Origin of the sequence: Reichenbachiella sp. (assembly GCF_033344935.1) — a bacterium.
Classification (GTDB): domain Bacteria; phylum Bacteroidota; class Bacteroidia; order Cytophagales; family Cyclobacteriaceae; genus Reichenbachiella.
In genome coordinates this window covers 4,124,562-4,147,121 of record NZ_JAWPMM010000001.1, presented here as the reverse complement: position 1 = coordinate 4,147,121, position 22,560 = coordinate 4,124,562, and the positions used below count along the sequence as shown (strand labels likewise).

The following is a 22,560-nucleotide window of genomic DNA, read 5'->3' as shown; positions in this document are numbered from 1 at the left end:
AATCCTACTCATTTCTCAATGTTTCTGCCGGATTGGTTTGCGCCGCTCTGTAAGTTTGAAAACCGATCATGACCAGTCCAATCATAAATACTAGAATCAAGCCACTAAGTACATCCCCAACTGTCATAGGAGCCAAATAGGCAAATTCTGAAATTATCATTTCATTGATGATAAAATAAGTTAAGGGTGCAGAAATTATGGTGGCTACCACAAGCAGCCATATATAACCCTTGGATAGTAAATAGACCAATTTGATTACCGAGGCACCCATTACTTTTCTAATGCTTATTTCTTTTATTCTGGTCTCTACTGCATACACACTCATTCCTAACAATCCCATGGCCGCAATCGATATAGCCAGTATAGCCAGGAAGCCAACCACTTTGATAAGCATGCTAAACATCATATAAGCCCTGTCTATTTCATCATCATAGAAAGTGGCCGAGAAAGGATGCAACTCGTCAAAATTTCTCCAAACTGCTTCAAGCCGATCTATAGTGGCTATGTAATCGTCAGCATTGATGGCCAAATTCAAGTACCTATATTTGGTTGGGTCATATCTGAATGCAAATGGCTCTATTGGCGCATCAAGGGTTGAGTGATTGAAGTCTTTGACTACTCCTAAAATGGCCAGTTTTTTGTCTTCCAATTCTATTTTTTCTCCTAGCGCATTTAAAGGATCAATGTCGAAACGTTCTAGAAGTTTTTCATTGACTATGACGTGCTGTTCTTCTGCACTGTCGGGGCGATACCTGAAATTCTCACCTGCGATCAGACTAAATTGGTGATTAGATAAATAGAATTCATCTATGAAATTGATATGCACTTGTGCCGAGTCAAGCGGATCCTTGTATTTCCCATCTTTAAGATGTGTCATACTAGAATGAAGAATATGTTCGCTTCGAGAAATAGACTTTACATCTGGTACAGTAGCAAATGCATCTCTCATTAAATTGTGGTTATTTCCTTGTAACTCTATATTTAATATTTGATCAGTAGAAAAACCTAAATCGTAACTGGTTGCATGTATATATTGTTTGTTGAGTATAAGGGTACCTAATATGAGAATGGTAGAAATAGAAAATTGAGTGATCAAGAGAATTTTTCTAAGTGTAAGACCTGCAAACAGCTTCACATTTGATACCCCTCGCAGTACCGCTACTGCCTGAAATTTAGATAAAGTGGTTGCAGGTATTATGCTAGCCAGAATTCCCGCAAAGATCGCGAATAGGACAAATGACCCAATTACAGACCAGGTAATAGGTAAGCTCAGACCATCTCCATCCAATAATATGAGAAACTGTTCTCTCAATGGAATATAAATAATACCAGATACGAGCAACGCTAGCAAAGCAATGATTATGGATTCTATTACAAATTGAGCGAAAATATTCCAACGAGATGCACCAATTACCTTTCGAACACCTACTTCTGTAGTGCGACGCAATGACCTGGCAATTGAAAGATTCGTGTAGTTGAAACAAGCAGTAAGTAAAATGATAAATGGGAGTATGGCAAAAACAAGTGCGGCAGAAGAGGGCAGCGTAGGGCCAAGCTGATTACCTAGTGCTGCGCCATTGAATATCTCGTCGAGCGGTTGCAACTTGGAAGTAATATGGAGAGGAGCAATGATTTCATTTTCTGTATCACATATTTGGCGCAACGCATGATTGATCTGATTTACATCTTCTTTATGTGGTATTGTCATGTAGATGTAGGTGATCCACATGCTAGTGGAGGCCGACCAGTCTGGGTCTGATTGATTTTCATTCACTTTGGTGACATATGAACCTAATGCCTCAAAGGTAAAGTGAGAGTTTTTAGGAGGGTTTTGTGCTACACCGCGTATCAAAAACTCCCGCTCTCCTACGGTTATCAATTTACCCATTGGATCTTCTGCTCCGAACAATTTGTACGAGGTGTCTTCTGTTATTACCAGACTGTTAGGTTCGGCAAGTGCAGTGGCGGGATCTCCCTTTATCAAAGGGAAGGAGAATACCTTAAAAAAATCTTTAGATGCCCATAAGCCTGTAATGATTAATTTCTTATTTCCAGTATCCGCATCTCCTCCAAAACCACCATATAGAGTTGTTTTGTACTCATACCCTGCCACATCTTCTAGTTTTTGGCTTAGAAAATATGACGTTGTAGCCATTTTGAATTCATCACCGCGAGCATCGGTTCGAGTATTTATCACCCGATAAATATGATCTCCCTTCTCATGGAAGGTATCAAACCCTCTACTTTCCACAATCATAGTGATGACCAGTAGCCCTACAGACATAGCAACGGCTAGCCCAATAATATTGATAAATGAAAACAATTTGTTTCTTGCGAGACTTCTTACCGATGTCTTAAAGTAATTTTTGAATAGCATGTAACTGTTCATCTTGTATTTGTTTTTGAGTTTTCTGAAAGTGTATGACCTAAAAAATTTGAATACATCTATAATGAAAATAAGATTGGCTATTCTTCTTCCTTTTTTGAGATTGCGATCATAATACTCATGCAAATCACCTTGAAGATCCTCTAGAAGATCTTCTCGACAATACCATTCGAGTAATCTGTTGGCCCATTTGGGAGGCTGATTATGATCTTGATTTGATGCCAAAATTTATTTATTCATTAAATGTATGAAAAATTAGACGCAAGAATAAAACATGCAGTTACATTTATTCATTATTTGTATGTAAAATTAAGTAATGCAAGATATCTAGATGCAGTGTGGAACATAATAAGGTAAATTGATGTTCAATTTATACTCTTGTGATAGTTCTGTGATTTTTGATTGCTACTATTGAAAAAAAATAATGAAAATGAATCATCTGATTAGACTCTTTCTTTTGGCCTTCGCCATTTCCGCTTGTAGTGTGGTAGAGGTGGAGGATATTGATAATGAAAATACTGAAATCAACTTTGATAGCACATTTCCTAATAGTGCCATAGATGTCGATGCTTATTTGCTGGGCGGAGAAAGCCGGACTTGGAGAACCTTAGAATTTACTATAGACGGCGTAAACGGTTTTCAAAACTGTAGGTTGGATGATCAAATTCAGCTCAACAGTGATAAAACCTATAACTATGACGGAGGTGACATGCTCTGTGGGGCAGAGGATGATCAAAAACTGAAGTCAGGCACATGGGAAGTGGATATAGACAATAGAACATTGACTTTTGATGCAGGTACAGATCAGGAGTCTATTTTCCATATAGAGAGTTTAGATGCTGAGGAAATTGTGGTTCGATCGCAATATTACAGCTGGGAGGTACTGGGTAAATTCACTCACGAATAAACGTTTCATGAAGAAGATATTTTTAGTATGCCTGCTTACGCTGGTGGTTGAGTCTCTTTTTGCTCAAAGCAGTCTACAGCAATACACCCCATCTGTTCTGCTCAGTCAGGGACAAATGGAATTTAAACTGTTCAACAACCTGTATACTCAAACTAAGGTTAGAGACGCAAACGGTACTGATGTTGAGTTAGGACAGCGACAATCATTCCTGAATCACCAATTCAGATTTCTTTATGGTGTATCGAATAATCAGCGACTGAATGTTGGGTTTGAAACCAATTTGACTACCGCTTGGTACGGAGGTGAATCCAGCGATTTGATGTTTACCTCCATTGGTCCAACATTAAAGTTTGTACCCATAGAGAGTAAAGGTAATTTTAGTATTCAAAGCACCTTCTTATTTCCATTAAATAGTGATGATTTAGAAAACCCTTTATTTGTCAATCACAACAGATACACTTGGTGGACACAATTTTTTTATGATTACTCCATCAACTCAAAGTTCAATTTATTTTTTGAAGCGGACCTGATCTATCGGTTTGCGGTTGAGGATTTTCAAAATGATTTTTTCAGAGTGCCACTGAACCTAATAGCCAGTTATTTTCCTACTTCCAAATTGACATTGTATTCCAATGTGCAATATGCACCAGCTTATGGCAAACTCCCAGGAGTAGAAGATATTGAGTTTGGCCGAATGAGATGGTTCACTCAGTTGGGACTTGGAGCAAAGTACCTCATACTCAATAACCTTGAATTAGAACTGTCTTATTCCAATTTTATCCTTTCGAAGCGCGATGGCGCAGGAAGTGTATACAATTTTGGTATTAGATTTTTGAGGTAATCATTTTAGTGATCATTTCATAGAGAGTTTGGAGTTCTTGATTTTCTTGGAGTGATTCCAGATGTTTTTTGATGGTTTTGGCATCACCCCGCTTGGCGGGGCCTGTCAATGCTTGGTCTGGAGTTGAGTCAAACGCATTTTGAATGGATTCGAGAACCAACGGCTTTAAGGTTTTTAAATCAACAGACGTACCTTTTAGAATATCCTCCGCAGCTGCCAGCATGCGATTGGTAAAATTACTGGCAAAGACAGCTGCTACATGAAGTTTTTGTCGTTCTGATTCGGTAGTGACCTGTACGTCATTGCTTAGCAGCTTGCCTAGTTTCAATAATTCGTTTGTCATCAAATCATCTTTCCCATCGATCAAAATAGGGACATGCCTAAAGTCTACTTTTTTGTTCTCAGTAAAGGTTTGGAGAGGGTAAAAAATACCAGAGCGAGCATGTCGTAAAATGCCTAATGATACAGTACCTGAGGTGTGAGCCATTATTATGTCCTCTGGGAAAGTGATGTTTTCTGAAACTTGACCTATGGCATCATCACTAATAGCGATGATCAGTATTTGAGATTTGCTACTAGAAAAATCGAGAGAATCTGTAGCTATTGTTCCTGAAATCGAATCTGCAAGTTTTTTAGCTTGAGCTAAAGATCGGCTATAAATCTCATTGACCTTGACTCCATTGGCCGAAAGAGCGTGTGCTAAGCTCGTAGCTACACGGCCAGCTCCGATGAGGCTTACACTTTGGTCAAAATTATCACTCATGCTAATTTGCGTATATTTAGTCAAAGCGAATCTATGGAAAATTGTTCACTCGATCAGTGGTATGGTACGGCCAGCTCATTTATATGGCATGGAAATCAGATTGTGTATAAAGAACAGCTTTCGGATAACGAGACACTCTTGATGATCCATGGATTTCCTACAGCCTCTTACGACTGGTGGAAAATTTGGAGTCCATTAGCAGAAAGGTATTCATTGATTGTTCCCGATATGATTGGGTTTGGTTATTCAGATAAACCCAAAGATTTTCCTTATTCCATCATGAGGCAAGCAGATTTAATCTTGGATCTGTTGAGAGAGAAGGGAGCAACTGAATTTCATATTTTGGCGCATGACTATGGGGATACGGTGGCGCAAGAGATTTTGGCCCGAGCCAATGAAAGTCAAGCGTTTACCGTCAAGACCGTTTGTCTGCTTAATGGTGGCATTTTTCCCGAAGCGCATCATCCAATTTTAATTCAAAAACTACTCATGAGCCCCATTGGGTTTATTTTCAGTAGGATGCTTAATCAGCAAAAGTTTGAAAAGTCCTTCTCCAAGGTATTTGGTGCTGATACCAAGTTGGATGAACAAGAATTGGAATTGTATTGGCAATTAGTATCTAAAGCGGATGGTCACCGAATCGCCCACAAAATCATTCGATATATGAGAGAGCGAGTAGAGAATCGAGAACGGTGGCTGAGTGCATTACAGAATTATCCTAACAAACTTGGGCTCATCAATGGGCCGGAAGATCCAATTTCTGGAAAGGTGATGGTGGAACGATTCAAAGAGGTAATTTCAGAAGAAAACATCTGGTTGCTTGAAGGTATAGGCCATTACCATCAAGTAGAAGCTCCTGTAGGTGTACTGGAAGCATATTTTGAGTTTATTAACCAATAAAAAACCCTTCCAAAGTTCAAGACCTTGGAAGGGTTTATCAATACGTTAAAGAAAATTTAGTTCTTCTCTTTATTGAAGTCGATTACTACAGGAGTAGCGATAAACAATGAAGAGTAAGTACCGATCAAAATACCTACGATCAAGGCGAAAGAGAACCCTTTCAATACTGCTCCACCAAACAAGAACAATACCACTACCACGATCAAAGTCGTAACTGAAGTAATCATCGTCCTGTTGATCGTGCTGTTCAATGACTCATTGAAGATGGCTTTCATATCGCCGCCAGCTTTGATGTCTAGGTTTTCTCTTACTCTATCGAATACTACCACGGTATCGTTGATAGAGTAACCAATAATAGTCAACATCGCAGCGATGAATACTTGATCCACCTCGAAAGAGATACCTAACATATTCGCAATAGCGAATGCAGATAATACGAATAATGTATCATGGAAAAGCGCGATGATTGCACCCAATCCAAACTGCCATTTTCTAAATCTTACCAAGATGTAAAGGAAGATCACTACTAGAGCGAAAATCACTGATTGCGTAGAAGCATTCTTGATGTCGTCGGCGATAGTAGCACCTACTTTAGAAGAGCTAGCAATGGTGAAATTACCTTCACCTGCTTTAGAATCATCTTGTACATAGGTCAGACTAGTGAAGTCAGATACTCCACTTACCAAGGCCGCTTTCACGTTGGCATCTGCTTCGTCAGACTCATCATTGATCAAGTAACTGGTTGTTACTTTCAATACGTTATTAGCACCGTAAGTTTTGACTTCTACCCCTTGATTATCAAAAGAAGAACCTAAGGCTACTTTCAAAGCAGAAGACTCTACAGGTTTGTCAAAAGATACCACATAAGATCTACCACCAGTAAAATCAACACCGAATGTCAACCCTTTGATCATCATAGCGACCATACCGATGGTGATAAATACAGTTGAAAATAAATAAGCAAACTTTCTCTTTGAGATAAAGTCGAAGTTCAATCCAGAAAGTGCATTTTTAGAAAGCCCCGTAGTGAACGAAATTTTGCTTTGATCTCCTTTTTTGCTGAACCATTCTACAAATACTCTGGTAATAAATACTGCAGAGAAGAAAGAACAAGCAATACCTACCATTAGAGTGATAGCAAATCCTTTTACAGGACCTTGTCCCAAAGAATAAAGAATAATACCTACCAAGAAAGTAGTCACGTTAGCATCTACAATTGAAGAGTATGCTTTTCTGTAACCTGAAGTAATAGCTTGCTTCAATCCAGCGCCATTCTTCAATTCTTCTTTGATTCTTTCAAAGATCAGTACGTTCGCATCGATTGACATACCGATAGTCAATACAATACCTGCAATACCAGGAAGTGTCAATGCCGCGCTCAACTGAGCCAAGATTCCTAAAATGAAGAATACATTGAAGAATAAGGCCAAGTTGGCAATCATACCACCACCTGAGTAGTAAGCGATCATAAATACGATCACGATGGCCAAACCAGCGAATATCGAAAGCATACCTTGATCCTGAGCTACTTTACCCAAAGTTGGTCCAATCACTACGTCTTCTACGATAGTAGTAGGAGCAGGTAGCGAACCAGCTTTCAAGATGTTAGCCAAATCTTTGGCCTCTTCTAGTGTGAAGTTACCAGTGATTTGAGAGCTTCCGTTAGGAATCTCGCCTTGCACGTTTGGTGCAGAGTATACATAGTTATCTAGTACGATGGCGATACGTCTGTTCACGTTGTCGCCAGTCAATTTTTTCCATTTCTTAGCACCTGTTGCATTCATGTTCATGCTAATCGCTGGAGCAGTTCTTTGATCCAAGTCCTGACGAGCGTCTACAATCACTTCACCACTTAATGGCGCTTTGCCACCTCTGCTTGATTTGATCGCATACAATTCCAAGAATTCATCCTGGCTCAATTCATCTTGATTTTTGATTGGCTTCACCAACCACATGAATTTGATCGTAGCAGGAATGACTTGTTGAACCTTAGGGTTCTTCAACATTCTATTTACTTGAGCAGTGTCTTTCAAATCGTACACTAAGCCGTATTGAGCTTTCAATAAGCTGAACAATGGCGACACTTGAGAGTTGAAAGTAGAATCGACTGCTGTACTATCGCTAGCCAATTGTGCTTCTAGGTCATCTGCATCTAGAGAATCAGCTTCAGAATCATCAGAAAGCAAGTCACCCAGGTCTTCAGATTCAGTAGTTTCAGCTCCTTCTTCCGCAGAAATTTCTGGCAATTCAGCCTGCATTTCTTTTACCATCACATCGTTCATAGCCTGAAGTGTTGGGAAAATTTCTTGCATTTCGTGCACTTCCCAAAATTCCAATTTAGCTACACCTTGCAAAAGTTTTCTAACTCTTTCAGGGTTGTCTACACCTGGCAATTCGATTTGGATTCTGCCAGTACCCTGCAAACGCTGGATGTTTGGTTGAGAAGTACCAAATCTGTCAATTCTTGTTCTCAAGATGTTGAATGACCTTTCGATTGCACCATCTACTTCCGTGTTGATCAAGTCCATCACTTCTTCATCCGTTGTGCTTAGACTGATTCTACCTCTGTTAGCCGCTGTAGCGAATACACTAGCTAAAGATTGATCTGGAGCGATTTCTTTGTATGAGTTGTAGAATTCAGTTACGAAATCTAGCTGAGTCCCTTTTACATTTTTCTTGGCCATATCAAGGGCCTTCAAAAAGTTAGGGTCAGTGCTGTTTCCACTGATTCCTTTTACGATTTCTACGGGAGAAACTTCCAAAGTCACGTGCATACCACCCTGAAGGTCAAGCCCAAGGTTCAATTCAGTTTCTTTGATTTCTTTATAAGTGAAATCCACACCGAAAAGATTGTATACAGGCTCATTCCATACAGAATCGAGGTATTGTTGTTTCTTTTGGTAATCTGTAGTGTTGTCTACAGTTGCTGCATCAATTGCTTGCTGGTTTACTCGCTGTGCCACGAAAGTGAACGACAGGTAATAAACACAAAGTAAGGAGACTACAATCGTGAGTAGTACTACTCCGCCTTTATTTTTCATTTGTATAAATGTTTAAAAAAGTAATTACGAATTAAAAATCTTTATTGAGTGTATGGTCGTGAGTGACCAGGTGTTTTGTTGCCGAAAGGCAAAAGAAATTGCTTAGGGAGCGTTAGGGGCTATGATAATATTGAAAAGCACCTTGAGGAGCTTTTCGGGCAGACGAACCGCCAGTTTCTCCACTATTTCTGATTTTGAATCTGCTACTGTTGGCAGCTCAGACAAAACAAAATCTAGCGGAGCGAATTGAATCTGAGCAGTAGGAGCTACTGCTTCCAAGGTAGAAATCTGAGCTTCGGCAGGATTTTCCTTTTCAGCGTCCTGCTTTTCGTCAGCCACATCTTTTTCTACTTCGCAAATGAATTCACAATCAGCATATGCTTTCATTATAGGTTGCCCAATAATGCCCAACGCAGCGATCATTCCAATAGCCAGAATGAGCGTTTTGTACTTCGATATGTTATTAATGATATTCATTCAGCCCACAAATGTATATAAATAATAAATAGATGGAAGAATGGAACAAATAATTAGTTTTGATCCTGTGAAAAATCCTTTGGTATCGGTCATCTGTCTTTGTTATAATCAAGCAAGGTTTGTTAAAGAAGCTCTTGACTCAGTGGTGAATCAAACCTACGAAGTGATTGAACTTATTGTAGTAGATGATGGTAGCAGCGATGATAGTAAAGGGGTTATCAAGGAGTGGAGGGAGGATCATGAAGAAGTGCCGTTTGTGAATTTAAAGGATAATGTGGGCAATACTACGGCCTTCAATCAGGGACTGAAATTGGCTAGCGGTAAATATGTGATTGATTTGGCTGCGGATGATGTGCTTTTGAAGAATCGAGTCGAAAAGCAAGTAGAGTTTTTTGAAAGCCTGCATTCGGCAGTAGGTGTTATTTACTCGGATGCTTTATACATAGATGAAAACGGAAAAGCGCTGCATCAACATTTTGCTAGCCCAAGGTTCAAGCCTTATGAGGGAAAAATATATGAGAAGTTGATTGATACTTATTTTATACCACCTCCAACGATGATGGTTAAAAAGGAGGTGTTTGATGAGCTGAAAGGATACGATGGGTCTCTCGCTTACGAGGATTTTGACTTTTGGGTAAGGTCTTCTCGGAATTGGCGTTATGGTTATCAAAGGGAGTCGTTGACCCATATTCGCAAATGGAGTAATTCTCATTCCAAAGGTTGGTATAAGAAAAATGACAAACAGCTTCATTCGACTTTTAAGGTTTGTGAAAAGATTCGACGGCTAAATCAAACAAATGGAGAGTGCGAAGCCTTGATTCGACGCATTCGATTTGAACTAAGACAGTCTTTTTTCTCCGGGAATCATGCCGAATTTAAATTATTTTATGAGTTGCTAGAAGATCTATCTAAGGTCCCCACTAAGTATGTGCTCATGAATCAACTCAACCGACTTCATTTAGACCTTTCTTGGATGAGAAACTTGTATCATAAGTTGAGATTTAGTTAGTTTTTTCGCCAAAACCTCATTTCTAGTGAAATTCTGGTTTGATCAGTATTTAGATTGATTGATCCACCATGAATGAGGTAGGGAGAAAAAACTAATATCTGATTGGGATTGGGATTAGGTCTTACAAATTCTAAAGGTAGCTTCGAAGAAATTAGTCCGGGTACATTGAATTGCACGTTATTCATTCGAGCACCTTCTGTGGTTCGTGTGAAAGTGTCTTCTGTATGCAAATGTGATCCTTTTGCCAGTATCAGCGAAGATTTTTCATTGCTTCCGCAAATAGGAATATATAAGTTGATACAACCACAATTTTCTTCCTGCCAGGCATCTTTGTGAAGTGGATTGAAATCAGCTTGATTTGGGCGAATTACTCTAAAATGAAAAACTCGCTCTCCATTCATTGGTTTTTTACTGACAACAGGTATATGGCAGATTTCTGAAACCTGCTTTTCAAGTATTTCAAAATATTTACCCAGTTCAACAGATTCGATGAGTTTTGTTTTTTCTACTACATTGAGGTGATCTTGATAATCCTTTATTAGCGTGTGATACTGATCAATGGATTTTTGTCCGATAGATACGCCACCCACTGTTATTTTTTTCCTAAGTAGAGACTCGATATGTGATAGAAATTCACTGGAAGCGGTTTCATCAAACAAATCTTTAACTATATAACCTGGCTCGTGCCAATCGGCTTGGTTGGAAAGGTCATCATCTTTGTCTATTAATCGATAACAGGAGTCTACAAATTGTCTTCCTTCTACCGAATACTCAAGCCTATCAACTCCAACTTTTATTTTCATCACCTTCTGTTATCATCGCCCAATAACATGCTTAAATAGCTGTCGTATCTACTTTGGGATATTTCTCCTCGCTCATAAGCTGCAGCTATGGCGCATCCAGGTTCATGGGTGTGCGTGCAGTTGTTGAATTTGCATTGCCCGAGTAATTCTCGCAGTTCGGGAAAATAGTGACTCAACTCATCTTTTTCAATTTCAGCCAGACCGAGCTCTTTGATGCCAGGGGTGTCAATAATGTAAGAATTGGCTGCTACTTTGAACCTTTCGGCAAAAGTGGTGGTATGGATGCCCTTTTCGGAGAACTCTGAAATCTCAGAAGTTTTTTGATCAGCTTCTGGTATCAATTGATTGACGATCGTAGACTTTCCTACTCCGGAATGCCCAGAGATGAGAGTGGTTTGATTTGATAATGTTGCCTTGAATGCCTTGATGTCATCAGGGTTGAGTGCAGAGATAAATCCGGTTTTGTAACCTAGCACTTCGTATTCTTTCATTTTCTCCTTTAACCCTGTAAGTTCCTCTTCACTCAGCAAATCTATTTTGTTGCACAAGATCATGGCGGGGATACGAAATGCTTCAGCGGTCACCAAAAATCGATCTATAAAACCCAATGAAGTTTTTGGAGTAGAAACCGTAGCAACGATTACTGCGAGGTCGATATTGCTGGCAATAATATGTCCATGACCTTTTTTCTTGGGGGAAGTACGAATAATGTAATTTTCTCTTGGGAGAATTTTTGAAATAATCCAGGCCTCTGCATTGCCCTCATCTTCAATCAATTCTACTTTATCGCCAACAGCAACAGGGTTGGAAATTTTTTTGTTTTCCAATTTGAATTTGCCCTTGAGTCTGCACTGGTAGTTTGCGTCATCGGTACCTTCTACCAAATACCACAACCCCATTGATTTAGTTACTGTTCCCTGCATGAATAAACTTTGGAGTGGCTAAAATAAAAAAGTCCTCCATGAAGGAGGACTTTTAATCACTATATAATGATTATTTCTTAGTGCTTAGAAAGATAGTCAGCTACACCTTCTCTAGTGGCTTGCATAGCGTCTTTTCCTTCTTCCCAGTTTGCAGGACAAACTTCTCCGTGCTTCTCTACATACTGAAGTGCATCCACCAATCTGATCATTTCGTCGATATTTCTTCCTAATGGAAGGTCGTTGATCGTTTCGTGTCTTACAGTACCTTCTTTGTCAATCAAGAATGTGCCTCTGAATGCGATTGGCAAACCTTTGAATGACAATTGTCCTTCTTCGTCATAATCCCAATCTCCAGCTAGTACGCCATAGTTGTTAGCAATCGTTTTGCTAGTGTCAGCAACTAATGGATAAGTTACTCCTTCGATTCCACCTTTGTTTTTGTCGGTCATCAACCAAGCGAGGTGAGTTTCCTCTGTGTCTGTTGATGCTCCTACTACAGCAACTCCTCTTTTTTCGAATTCAGCCAATTTTTCCTGAAAAGCCAAGATTTCAGTTGGGCATACGAAAGTGAAATCTTTTGGGTAGAAAAAGAATACAACTTCTTTTTCACCTAAGTATTGATCTAATGAGAATGATTCAACTATTTCATCGCCGTTTACTACTGCTGGTGCAGTGAATAAGGGTGCTTTTTTTCCTACTAAAGACATATTTGTATAAATGTTTGTGATGTAATTTTTACACCTCAAAATTAGTACTTGACTTATGGTTGGAAGAAGGATTAAATCAATTTTATTTATCGGTCGATAGAATTCTTTTTTTACTAGATAAAATCAGTTCATTGAACTAAGAAAAGGGCTTTCTTTGTGTAATTGTTGTAATTAACCTTATTTTTAAACTACGAAATAAAAAATAATGATCATGAAATTGAACTTTACTAAACCAATCATCATACTGGGGGCATTCTTTTTCCTTTCACCTATAACTAAATCCGTGGCGCAGGATTTTGTTAATATTTTTAGAGCTTCTGAAGAGGATGTTACACAATACATGGATAGTTATATTGAGCCGGCTATGTTTTCGTTCGCCAATGGTATGGCAGGAGGCTGGTACAACACGGCTAAAACTCACAAACCACTAGGTTTTGATCTTACATTCACGGTCAATGTCGCCAACATTCCTAGTAGTGAGCGGTTATTCTTGTTTAACCCAAACGATTATGGTAACCTTCGATTGGCTGGAGATCTAACTTCCTCCCAGACTGCTGATTTACCTACGTTAGTGGGGGGTGATACTAATGAGCGGTTAGAACTATACGGCCAGTATACGGCTCCTGATGGAAGCACATACGAGTACACATCAGGTGAAACTTTTCAGGCTCCGGATGGAATAGACGTATCAGATCTGCCACTAGCTGGAGTGCCAGCACCTACATTGCAATTAGGGATTGGCCTCATAAAAAACACTGATTTGAAGATTCGATATGGCAGAGCCAAGGATATGGAATTAGATGACAATACTAATAACAAATATGGTGTTGATATTTTTGGAATAGCCTTGATGCATGATTTCAAGCAATGGATTCCGGGTATCAAACATTTGCCTTTGGATATGGCTTTGCTTGTTGGATACTCACGATTTAAGACTACTATAGATTTTGATGAAAATGAGCCGGGAGTCTTTTCTGCAGAAGGCACAGCCTCCTTGACTGCTAATAATACAACTATTCAAGCATTAGTATCCAAGAAGCTTTCTATCTTAACCTTATATGGTGGTATTGGGTACAACATTGTATCAAGTGGTATTAAAGTAGATGGTGAAATTGTCAATTATGATTTGACAGACGTCATCACAGGAGAGCCTTATACAGTTGAAGACCCAGTGGATTTTACCTATGATGGAGGAAGTACTTTTAGAGGTACTGCAGGTATGCGTTTAAAATTGGCATTCATTACCCTTCATGCAGACTATACTTTCCAGAAGTATAATATGCTTTCTGCTGGTCTTGGATTTACATTTAGATAGAAGAGGAATTTGAATGTCGTTTATTGACAGGACAAGCCTTGAAAAATATTTAAGCCTGTGGATTCTATTCGCAGGTTTTTTTAGTGACTAACCCTAACGATGAACTGTATAAAAACGAAAAGCCCCGATTGTGATCTCGGGGCTTTTCATTTTTGATAAAAATGTTAAACAGGTGTATGAATAAAATTTGTGTTATGTACCTCTTTATACTAGATACATAAACAAAGTAACCACCTGTTGATATTTTTTTTAAATTATTTTTTAAAATGCTTATAAAGAGGGTGTCAGTCGCGAATAGATGCTGTTATGACTGAGATGCTGTCTTGTGGGGAAAGTGCTTCTTTAGTTGCTGTGAGGATATCAGATGATCTATTCACCTTACTCGCAACTAAAATGAGAAACAAGAGCGATAGCTTGAGTATAAAGGTTAGTTCTGATTTTGCTTTTCTCGACATGCTTGGTAGTTTAGATTTCTCTACAGTAAAATTATACAATTATAATAGCGGCCTAATTTCATTTCGATGAATTTGCGGAATTAATAGATAAATGAGAGTTAAGAGGAAGCTTTATCTATTTTTATGATAGAAATTAAAATATGAAGAAAGTTCTATTTGTTTGTTTGGGGAACATTTGCAGATCACCGCTCGGTGAGGCGGTTTTCAATTACAAGGCCTCTGCTTTAGATATGGATGCGGATTCTGCAGGTACGGCCGCTTATCATGTAGGAGAAAATCCTGATCACAGAAGTATAGAAGTGGCTCGAAAACACGGTGTGCCTATTAGTCATAAGGCTCGAAAATTTGTAGCGGAAGATTTTGATCGGTTCGATTATGTAATAGCCATGGATGAACAAAACTATGATGACATGAAAGCTTTGGCTAATGGAAGTACTGAGCATTTGTATTTGTTGAGAGAATTCGACCCAGATTCGAATGGCAATCTGAATGTGCCAGATCCTTACTATGGAGGAATAGATGGATTTGAAAAAGTTTTTCAGATGGTCTCACGGTCGGTGGATGGATTAATTGATCATATACAATCTAAAAAGTGAAACTTCTAAAAGAAGTTGTTCTCCAGTTATTCAATAAAGAGGTATCAATTGATACCATTCAATCTATTGGCGGAGGGTGTATTCATCATGCCGGCGTTTTTCAGTTTGAAGAGAATAAATATTTTTTGAAGTGGAATAAGCGCAGTAGTCAAATGTTTGAAACGGAAGCCATTGGATTGGGGCTGCTTGACCAAACTAATTCAGTGAGCATACCTAAAGTCATTGGCTTTGGAACCTTAGGAGAAATAGATTACCTATGTTTGGAATATATATCGTCAGCTGCTCCAAAGGCTTCTTTTTGGGAAGAATTTGGATCTTCCCTGGCACAATTGCATAAGCATTCCGCTTCCACCTTTGGTTTGAACCACCATAATTTCATTGGCAGTTTGCCTCAGTCCAATAATCCGCATAACAGTTGGAGTGAATTTTTTATTAGGGAAAGACTTGAGCCGTTAATTGAAAGGGCTAGTGACAATGGTTTGATTGATACAAGTACAAACTCAAAATTTGAACGACTATTTGCAGAATTACCGAATCTGATTCCTGTTGAAAAACCCGCTTTGCTCCACGGTGATTTGTGGTCTGGAAATTTTTTGGTAGGCAGCGAAGGTCAACCAGTTATTTTCGATCCTGCAGTATATTATGGTCATCGCGAGGCCGAACTGGCATTCACCAGAATGTTTGGCGGATTTGACCCAATATTCTATCATTCATATAATGAGGCTTTTCCTGTTCAAGATGGAATTGAAGAAAGAGTTGATATTTTTAATCTATATCCGCTCTTGGTTCATGTCAACCTTTTCGGAGCTTCTTACTTGTCAGGAATCAATCGAACTTTAAGCCGATTCACTTAATTCTTTGTGCTCTTTCTCTGGCACGTATAGCAAGTGATATACATCTTTTGATTTTTGCTCTAACAGCACTTCTTTTCTATCGTAAATTTTATCTAGCGCTTTTTGGTCATAGCCTTTTACAGTCAGCATCTCTAGATTATCTCTCATCTCTATATTGAAAGTGTCACTTAGGCGTTCTACTAGTTTTTCCACTTTATCGAACTTCTTGTCAATACAAATGGAAAAGCTAACTGCTGAGTTTTGCATCAAATTGATCTTGATGTTTAGCTGATCTAGCGCATTGAAGATTAAACTCAGTTTGCGCTCATCGATAAACGTAAAATCGGTAACCTTGAAATCAATAAATACCTGTTTGGTTTTTAAAATGAATGAAGCTGGATGTTTACCGGCTCCCTCGGCTCCTATAACTGTACCTAATTCTTTTGGAGAATTGAAAGGTCTAACATACAATTTGATGCCATTTTGAGCCAGTGGCTTGATCGTTCTTGGGTGAATAATAGACGCACCATAATAAGTCATTTCTGAAGCATCCGTGTAGCTCAGCTGAGGAATGATCACAGCATCTGGCATTTTACTTGGATCAGCTGTCATTACACCTGGCACGTCTTTCCATACCGTCACCGACTCAGCGTTCAATCCCGTGGCAAAGATGGCCGCACTAAAATCTGAACCCTCTCTTCCTAACGTGGTTGTTTTTCCTTCACCATTAGAACCGATAAAACCTTGTGTGATGACAATGGCATCTTTGGTGAACACCGGAATTTTTTCACTGATGTTGCGTGTAGTCATATCCCATTCTACGCGAGCATCAATGTAGTTGTAATCTGTTCTTACATAATTTCTGGCATCAACCCAGATTGTTTTGTGAATGTTTTGGTTGAGGTAGTTTCTGATGATTCTGGTAGATAAGAGCTCTCCTTGACTCACCATTTCACTATAAACCTCCATATAAGGTTTACCTTCTGCAAAACTTAAATACTTGGCAATGCCTTCAAAGATTGATTCAAGTCTTTCGAACACTTGATGATTCGGCTCGAATAACCCGTTGGAGATTTCAAGATGAAAATTTTTAATTGTTTGTAGTTGCGATTGCCAATCACCCTTTTCAAAAAACAATTTCACTAATTCTTCTAGTGCATTGGTTGTTTTGCCCATGGCAGATACAATAACGACCAATTCGTCATCACAAAATTGCTTGATTACTTCAGCTACGTTTTTTACAGATGGTGCATCCTTTACTGAAGCACCACCAAATTTGAATACTTTCATCTTAAATAAATTAGGGTGGCAAAAATACCGATGGAGGTAGAATAAAAAAATAAAAGACCATCTATTGAGGGTAGAATCTCTCAAGGGTGACTCTACATTAAGCGGATTATTTCTATTTTTGCAGGACCCAAAACACATTTAATGGACAAGCAATCACTCGGATCTACTATTGGAACTACTTTAGATAGATTCATCAATGACAAACAAGGCGAATTTGCATTTGCCACGGGAGAATTGTCTCAACTGCTCAGAGACATAGCCCTTGCAGGAAAAATCATCAATAGAGAAGTAAATAAATCAGGTCTGCTTGATATAGCGGGTGCCTACGGTGCAACTAATGTGCAAGGTGAAGAACAGCAAAAATTAGATGTCATTGCTGATATTCGATTTACTCGTGCTTTGAAAAATGGAGGGGAAGTTTGTGCTATTATCTCTGAAGAGGAGGATGACCTGATTCGGTTGAACTCAAATAGTCGGTATGTAGTAGCTATGGACCCATTAGACGGTTCTTCCAATATCGATGTCAATGTTTCAATTGGAACCATTTTTTCGATTTACAGAAGGGTTTCTCCAATAGGCACTCCAGTTCAAATGGAAGATGTGTTGCAAAAAGGGGATAATCAGGTAGCTGCCGGCTATATATTATATGGGTCATCTACTATGTTGGTGTATACGACTGGTCATGGAGTTAATGGTTTTACTTTCGAACCTACATTGGGTGAGTTTTTACTTTCTCATCAAAATATGAAATGTCCAAAGGATGGAAAGATCTATTCCATCAATGAAGGATCTTACAATAGTTTCGAGCCTGAAGTGAAGGCATACATCGAGCATTGTAAAAAAGAGCAGTATAGTGCGCGTTACATAGGATCGCTTGTCGCGGATTTTCATAGAAACCTTCTTAAAGGTGGGATATACATTTATCCAAGTACAGAAAAGGCTCCTAATGGTAAACTTCGTTTAATGTATGAATGTAATTGTTTGGCATTCATTGCGGAGCAAGCTGGAGGTATGGCTACAGATGGACATCGCCGAGTGATGGAAATAGAACCTACCGAATTGCATCAGAGAGTCCCGTTGTTTATCGGTTCACCAGATATGGTGAAAAAAGCGCACGCCATGAAAGGAGATGAAGTGGTTGCTCAGAAAAGTTAAAAGTCCTTATACTTTTCTCTAGTTTTTATTTTTTGCATTTCGCGTTTCACCACCTCGCGAGCTAGTGTGATAGCTATTTGATCCGGGGCTGCAGTAGTGAGGATATCTTTAAATCTCACTTCATCCAAGTCAATTTTATAGAAGGCATTCATCAACCTTGTCATGTCTTGATTGAGCAAATTGTTGATGATCGAGGCCAGGGCTTCTTCTAGTTCTTGTTGGGAGGACTGGTAAGCAGCCAGCTCCTCTTCTGGGAGCTGGAAATGTTTTGTGATCAGCGCACTACAAGATGAGATGGATGTACTCACCTGGTTCTTATTTTTTCTCTGTCTCTTCTTTGCTTTCTTCTTTTTTCTCTTCGAAAAGCTCTGGATAACCTGCGCTCAATAAGTGGTACCACTTTACCAATTTCTTAATATCAGAAGCATACACACGATCTTCATCGTATTCAGGAAGAATGTGCTTTAGAAATGCTTTTAATTCGTCGTTATCAGCATTGCTCTCTAAACCGGTATCACCTTTGAACTCTTGATGAATTTTTTTCATCACTTGCTCCAATGGACAAGACCCTTCTTTGTCTGTAGTGTATATAGATATTTCACCCAAAACAGAAACTTTAGAATTGACGTTGACCACCAATTTCTTTTTCTGTTCGTCCATTGATTCAAGGATCATTCCTCCACGTGTAGGAGCTACTACGCTGAATAATCCACCTTTCCCTGATACTGTTGCTATTTCGTTAAAATCCATAGTTAGTTATTAATCGGTCGCAAAATTAATATTTTCTTATACACTCTCATTAATTTGACCGATGTATTCCAATATTTCCTTCTGTCCTATTTTGTTGGCAGAAGAAGTAACAAAAGTAGGAGGTATCTCCTCCCAGTATTTCTTCAATTCATTTTTGAATGTAGCTATGTTAGCCTGGATTTTTGAATTATTGGGTTTGTCAGCTTTTGTAAAAATGATCGAGAATGGAATTTGAAATTCACCTAACCAATTCAGAAATTCAATATCAATTTTTTGCGGAGGAATTCTAGAGTCTATCAATACAAATACATTGTAGAGATTTTCCCTTTGACCCAAATAATTCTTGGTCATAACATCCCATTTCTGCTTCATTTCTTTGCTGACCTGCGCCCAACCATAACCAGGTAAATCAACCAAGAACCAGGACTTATTGATAAGAAAGTGATTGATGAGCTGTGTCTTACCAGGCTTTCCAGAGGTTTTGGCCAATTTGTTTTTGTCAGTCAGCATATTGATCAAGGAAGACTTGCCGACATTTGACCTCCCAATGAAGGCATATTCCGGTTTGTCTGGAGCTGGGCATAGTTTGTAGTCAGTATTGCTGATTACGAATTCGGAACTTGTAATTTTCATTGGATATAATTTCTGCAAAAATGCTCAAATCAAAATTGTATCTCTAGCCATATCAAGTTTATTTCTAATCTTGATATGGCCAGTGTGATTGGTAATTAATTCAGGGAATCCATGTAATATTGCACCAAAATAAAAATACGAAGCAATTGGCGGTACTACCTTACAAAAATCAAGAGCAATCTAAAAAGCAACAAGTAGCTGATATGTTCAATAATATCAGTAAACGCTATGATTTTCTTAATCATTTTCTAAGCTTGGGAATAGATATCCTGTGGAGAAAAAAGGCGATTAAACAACTAAAGGCTCATCAGCCTAAGTTGATCCTTGATATTGCTACTGGAACCGGAGATTTGGCTATAGAGGCACTTAAGCTCAATCCTGAAAAAATCATTGGAGTTGATATATCTGAAGGGATGTTGGAAGTAGGTAGAAAGAAAATGATCGAATTGGGTGTGGAGGATCAGGTAGAAATGCGTTTGGGAGATTCGGAGCAGCTTTTGTTTGAAGACAATAAGTTTGATGCTGTAATCGTTGCCTTTGGCGTAAGGAATTTTGAAAATCTGGAAAAGGGACTTGCCGATATGAGACGAGTGCTCAAGGACGGAGGGAAGCTAGTCGTTTTGGAGTTTTCAAAGCCAACCAAATTTCCAATGAAACAACTTTATGGTTTTTATTTTAAGGCTATATTGCCATTAATTGGAAAATTGGTATCTAGCGATAATGCCGCTTATACCTACTTGCCTGAATCAGTGGCAGAATTTCCTTACGGTCAGCAATTTTTAGACGTATTAGAAAAAACAGGATATAAAAACACTCAATGCAAACCCTTAACATTTGGCATAAGTTCTATTTACACGGCCTTAAAGTAGTATTTGGTTTTGTTGTTGGGTTTTGTCTAGTTGCTTCTGAAGCTAGAGCACAACTGCCAGGGAGCATCAATCTACCCAATTTTGATGAGCAAAAAGTTCATTATGGTTTTTTGATCGGAGGACACTCTTCGAGATTTAGACTGAAATATTCCGATGAATTCATTTCGCCGGCGTTAGACTCGGTGCATTCTATTCTTCCTACTCAAAAATTTGGTTTTAAAATTGGTTTTATTGTCAATTTCCACCTGTTTCAATATTTGGATGTTCGACTGGCACCAACGTTCAGCTTTTATCAGTTGGGGTTGGATTATAGATATGATAATGGTACCGTGCTTGAGGAACTTCGTGACCCTACGTATTTTGAATTGCCGTTGTTATTGAAATATAAATCTGTAAGAGTGGATAATAGAGCCATCTATTTATTGGCAGGTATTACGCCCGCTGTAAAGGTATCTGGCAATAAAAAGCAAGAAGATTCTTCAGAGCGGTTGTTGATCGAGAAATTTAACTTATCAATTGATGTGGGAGTAGGGCTCGATTTGTTTCAGCCACTCTTCAAATTTTCACCTGAAGTAAGGTATTCGTTTGGCTTGTTTAATGTACTAGATGATGAAGAAAATGACTTTAGTGCTGGCATTGAAAGTTTGAACATTCATAGCTTCACTATCTATGTAACCTTCGAAGGAGGCCCATCAACATTTAGAAGAAAAGCGAGAAGATATTAGTCGTCAGAGGTTTCAACTTCAGTTTCTTCATCCATATATTTCATTTTATAGACGAAGTAAAAAAGAAAATTGAATTTATTCACAGAGTAGTAGCTAGAATCTGGTTCTGTTCCTGACTCTTCACTTTGTTCGGTTGATTCAGCTTCATTGTTAGCATTCAACTCTTTGGCTTCTGTCGAAGCTTCTGCTTTATACACACCTCCATCACCGATTTTATTGGTATTGTTCTCTGTGTTGGCCAAAGCTGACAAACTGAATAACGTGCAGAATAATATAGAAAAGTATTTCTTCAACAATTTTTGGATTGTGTTAATGAAAGCAACGAATTTATAGAGAATATTGTTACAATAAATGCTCTTAACAAATTTTCTATTGATTTTGAGTGAAAATTAGGTGAATTACTTAAGCTTAATTTCGTATACAAAACGATCAGACTTATTGGCTCCCATTCTGTTTTTATAATTGTAAAGTCCTTCTTGAACTCCGCCATTAATGGAAGAGATGCCTAAATCAAATATTTTGTAGTTCCTGTCTCTTAGAATCTTGTATAGCTGAAACAATAAAAAGGACAAAGGACTTAAGGACTTATAGGATCTGTCAAAACCAGGTAAATAATTGTAAACAATCTGATCATTGACCAGGACCAGAACTGTTGCAGCTAGGATATCTCCTTCATTATTTCTGATTGTATAACACTCATAATTGAGTGGAAGTTTAAGGAATAATTGTTCAAGCGATTGCTTGTTAATGTTAATTTCTAGCCCTTGTTGTTTTCTGCAAGACTCAAGGAATGAATGAACATCCAGAATATTGCTAACGCTTTCCTGATTGAAGCTTAATTGTTCAGATTGACATTTTTTGATTTTCCTCAGCTGCATGGCATGCAGTTTTTGCTCAAGGACGCTTTCAAGAAATACATGTTGATTTATCTCGCCGACATAGCTGAACTGATTTTGAAGAAGCTCTTCGTGAAGTAATTGAAACGCTGGCGTTGGATTGAATTCAGGTCTTTGGCGTATAATCGCCCTTTGAATGTTTCGTTCCGATAGTTCTTCTTTCAGATCATCAATTATTTTGCTAATGGCTGATTGAGAAGGAGTACCAATGATGTTAAACCCGGCATACGGAGCTTTTGGTAAAGAAATTGCTAGATGGTCTTCTACGGAAAAGGTTATATTTATC

Annotated in this window: 24 protein-coding genes; 10 read left to right on the top strand and 14 right to left on the bottom strand. The window is 38.6% G+C overall.

Translation table 11 applies throughout. The annotated features are described in order from the left end of the window. Nucleotides 1-4 precede the first annotated feature (4 nt). On the bottom strand, nucleotides 5-2,611 hold the full coding sequence (locus R8N23_RS17850) for an ABC transporter permease (protein WP_318172961.1): 2,607 nt from the start codon (nucleotides 2,609-2,611) through the stop codon (nucleotides 5-7). A 205-nt stretch (nucleotides 2,612-2,816) separates the two neighbouring features. Between R8N23_RS17850 and R8N23_RS17845 the strand changes: the two genes are divergently transcribed. Further along, entirely contained in the window at nucleotides 2,817-3,293 is a 477-nt protein-coding gene (locus R8N23_RS17845) for a lipocalin family protein (RefSeq protein WP_318172960.1), read from the top strand. A gap of 7 nt (nucleotides 3,294-3,300) precedes the next feature. Beyond that, a complete protein-coding gene (locus R8N23_RS17840; RefSeq protein WP_318172959.1) occupies nucleotides 3,301-4,134 on the top strand; it encodes a hypothetical protein in 834 nt (277 codons plus the stop codon). On the opposite strand, the gene R8N23_RS17835 is transcribed toward R8N23_RS17840, so the two are convergent. Further along, nucleotides 4,118-4,897 (bottom strand): Rossmann-like and DUF2520 domain-containing protein, encoded by a 780-nt coding sequence (locus R8N23_RS17835; protein ID WP_318172958.1) that lies wholly within the window; start codon nucleotides 4,895-4,897, stop codon nucleotides 4,118-4,120. The genes R8N23_RS17840 and R8N23_RS17835 overlap by 17 nt on opposite strands. A 33-nt stretch (nucleotides 4,898-4,930) precedes the next feature. Between R8N23_RS17835 and R8N23_RS17830 the strand changes: the two genes are divergently transcribed. After that, the gene (locus tag R8N23_RS17830; protein ID WP_318172957.1) at nucleotides 4,931-5,797 is read left to right on the top strand and encodes an alpha/beta hydrolase; all 867 of its coding nucleotides are present in this window, start codon (nucleotides 4,931-4,933) and stop codon (nucleotides 5,795-5,797) included. A 56-nt stretch (nucleotides 5,798-5,853) separates the two neighbouring features. Here the strand turns inward: R8N23_RS17830 and secDF are convergent, their stop codons facing one another. Together secDF and R8N23_RS17820 are read right to left on the bottom strand one after the other, a co-directional pair. Then, complete coding sequence (gene secDF, locus R8N23_RS17825; RefSeq protein ID WP_318172956.1) at nucleotides 5,854-8,838, bottom strand: protein translocase subunit SecDF; 2,985 nt, start codon at nucleotides 8,836-8,838, stop codon at nucleotides 5,854-5,856. A gap of 102 nt (nucleotides 8,839-8,940) precedes the next feature. Then, a complete protein-coding gene (locus tag R8N23_RS17820; RefSeq protein WP_318172955.1) occupies nucleotides 8,941-9,315 on the bottom strand; it encodes a hypothetical protein in 375 nt (124 codons plus the stop codon). Nucleotides 9,316-9,355: 40 nt separating this feature from the next. On the opposite strand from R8N23_RS17820, the gene R8N23_RS17815 reads away from it, so the two are divergent. Then, nucleotides 9,356-10,324 (top strand): glycosyltransferase, encoded by a 969-nt coding sequence (locus tag R8N23_RS17815; protein WP_318172954.1) that lies wholly within the window; start codon nucleotides 9,356-9,358, stop codon nucleotides 10,322-10,324. On the opposite strand, the gene R8N23_RS17810 is transcribed toward R8N23_RS17815, so the two are convergent. From R8N23_RS17810 to R8N23_RS17800, 3 genes are all read right to left on the bottom strand, one after another. Beyond that, on the bottom strand, nucleotides 10,321-11,127 hold the full coding sequence (locus tag R8N23_RS17810) for a hypothetical protein (RefSeq protein WP_318172953.1): 807 nt from the start codon (nucleotides 11,125-11,127) through the stop codon (nucleotides 10,321-10,323). The genes R8N23_RS17815 and R8N23_RS17810 overlap by 4 nt on opposite strands. Then, nucleotides 11,127-12,050, bottom strand: a complete 924-nt coding sequence (gene rsgA / locus R8N23_RS17805; RefSeq protein ID WP_318172952.1) for a ribosome small subunit-dependent GTPase A — start codon at nucleotides 12,048-12,050, stop codon at nucleotides 11,127-11,129. Before rsgA ends, R8N23_RS17810 begins: the two co-directional genes overlap by 1 nt. A 77-nt stretch (nucleotides 12,051-12,127) precedes the next feature. Further along, nucleotides 12,128-12,757, bottom strand: a complete 630-nt coding sequence (locus tag R8N23_RS17800; RefSeq protein WP_318172951.1) for a peroxiredoxin — start codon at nucleotides 12,755-12,757, stop codon at nucleotides 12,128-12,130. Nucleotides 12,758-12,968: 211 nt separating this feature from the next. On the opposite strand from R8N23_RS17800, the gene R8N23_RS17795 reads away from it, so the two are divergent. Next, nucleotides 12,969-14,072: a DUF6588 family protein gene (locus R8N23_RS17795; protein ID WP_318172950.1), complete on the top strand. Its 1,104-nt coding sequence runs from the start codon at nucleotides 12,969-12,971 to the stop codon at nucleotides 14,070-14,072. Nucleotides 14,073-14,356: 284 nt separating this feature from the next. On the opposite strand, the gene R8N23_RS17790 is transcribed toward R8N23_RS17795, so the two are convergent. Beyond that, nucleotides 14,357-14,527 carry a hypothetical protein gene (locus tag R8N23_RS17790; protein WP_318172949.1) on the bottom strand — a complete coding sequence of 57 codons (171 nt, stop codon included), beginning with the start codon at nucleotides 14,525-14,527 and terminating at the stop codon, nucleotides 14,357-14,359. A gap of 140 nt (nucleotides 14,528-14,667) precedes the next feature. On the opposite strand from R8N23_RS17790, the gene R8N23_RS17785 reads away from it, so the two are divergent. Then, complete coding sequence (locus R8N23_RS17785; RefSeq protein WP_318172948.1) at nucleotides 14,668-15,123, top strand: low molecular weight protein-tyrosine-phosphatase; 456 nt, start codon at nucleotides 14,668-14,670, stop codon at nucleotides 15,121-15,123. Then, nucleotides 15,120-15,977, top strand: coding sequence for a fructosamine kinase family protein (locus R8N23_RS17780; protein ID WP_318172947.1), 858 nt, complete (start codon nucleotides 15,120-15,122; stop codon nucleotides 15,975-15,977). The genes R8N23_RS17785 and R8N23_RS17780 overlap by 4 nt, the downstream gene beginning before the upstream one ends. Here the strand turns inward: R8N23_RS17780 and R8N23_RS17775 are convergent. Next, nucleotides 15,960-17,246: an aspartate kinase gene (locus R8N23_RS17775; protein ID WP_318172946.1), complete on the bottom strand. Its 1,287-nt coding sequence runs from the start codon at nucleotides 17,244-17,246 to the stop codon at nucleotides 15,960-15,962. The two genes, R8N23_RS17780 and R8N23_RS17775, sit on opposite strands and share 18 nt — an antisense overlap. Before the next feature lie 141 nt (nucleotides 17,247-17,387). On the opposite strand from R8N23_RS17775, the gene fbp reads away from it, so the two are divergent. Beyond that, nucleotides 17,388-18,401 carry a class 1 fructose-bisphosphatase gene (gene fbp, locus R8N23_RS17770; RefSeq protein WP_318172945.1) on the top strand — a complete coding sequence of 338 codons (1,014 nt, stop codon included), beginning with the start codon at nucleotides 17,388-17,390 and terminating at the stop codon, nucleotides 18,399-18,401. On the opposite strand, the gene R8N23_RS17765 is transcribed toward fbp, so the two are convergent. The 3 genes from R8N23_RS17765 to yihA are packed head-to-tail and all read right to left on the bottom strand — an operon-like array spanning nucleotide 18,398 to nucleotide 19,784. Further along, on the bottom strand, nucleotides 18,398-18,709 hold the full coding sequence (locus R8N23_RS17765; RefSeq protein WP_318172944.1) for a hypothetical protein: 312 nt from the start codon (nucleotides 18,707-18,709) through the stop codon (nucleotides 18,398-18,400). The genes fbp and R8N23_RS17765 overlap by 4 nt on opposite strands. A 7-nt stretch (nucleotides 18,710-18,716) precedes the next feature. Beyond that, nucleotides 18,717-19,151: a DUF5606 domain-containing protein gene (locus tag R8N23_RS17760; RefSeq protein WP_318172943.1), complete on the bottom strand. Its 435-nt coding sequence runs from the start codon at nucleotides 19,149-19,151 to the stop codon at nucleotides 18,717-18,719. Nucleotides 19,152-19,187: 36 nt separating this feature from the next. Next, nucleotides 19,188-19,784, bottom strand: coding sequence for a ribosome biogenesis GTP-binding protein YihA/YsxC (gene yihA, locus R8N23_RS17755; protein WP_318172942.1), 597 nt, complete (start codon nucleotides 19,782-19,784; stop codon nucleotides 19,188-19,190). A gap of 146 nt (nucleotides 19,785-19,930) precedes the next feature. Between yihA and ubiE the strand changes: the two genes are divergently transcribed. Together ubiE and R8N23_RS17745 are read left to right on the top strand one after the other, a co-directional pair. Then, a complete protein-coding gene (gene ubiE / locus R8N23_RS17750; RefSeq protein ID WP_318172941.1) occupies nucleotides 19,931-20,653 on the top strand; it encodes a bifunctional demethylmenaquinone methyltransferase/2-methoxy-6-polyprenyl-1,4-benzoquinol methylase UbiE in 723 nt (240 codons plus the stop codon). Then, nucleotides 20,602-21,378, top strand: a complete 777-nt coding sequence (locus tag R8N23_RS17745; protein WP_318172940.1) for a porin family protein — start codon at nucleotides 20,602-20,604, stop codon at nucleotides 21,376-21,378. The genes ubiE and R8N23_RS17745 overlap by 52 nt, the downstream gene beginning before the upstream one ends. Here the strand turns inward: R8N23_RS17745 and R8N23_RS17740 are convergent. Both R8N23_RS17740 and R8N23_RS17735 read right to left on the bottom strand, forming a co-directional pair. Then, complete coding sequence (locus R8N23_RS17740) at nucleotides 21,375-21,671, bottom strand: hypothetical protein (RefSeq protein WP_318172939.1); 297 nt, start codon at nucleotides 21,669-21,671, stop codon at nucleotides 21,375-21,377. The genes R8N23_RS17745 and R8N23_RS17740 overlap by 4 nt on opposite strands. Nucleotides 21,672-21,776: 105 nt before the next feature. Beyond that, entirely contained in the window at nucleotides 21,777-22,256 is a 480-nt protein-coding gene (locus tag R8N23_RS17735; protein ID WP_318172938.1) for a GNAT family N-acetyltransferase, read from the bottom strand. Between the last annotated feature and the right edge of the window lie 304 nt (nucleotides 22,257-22,560).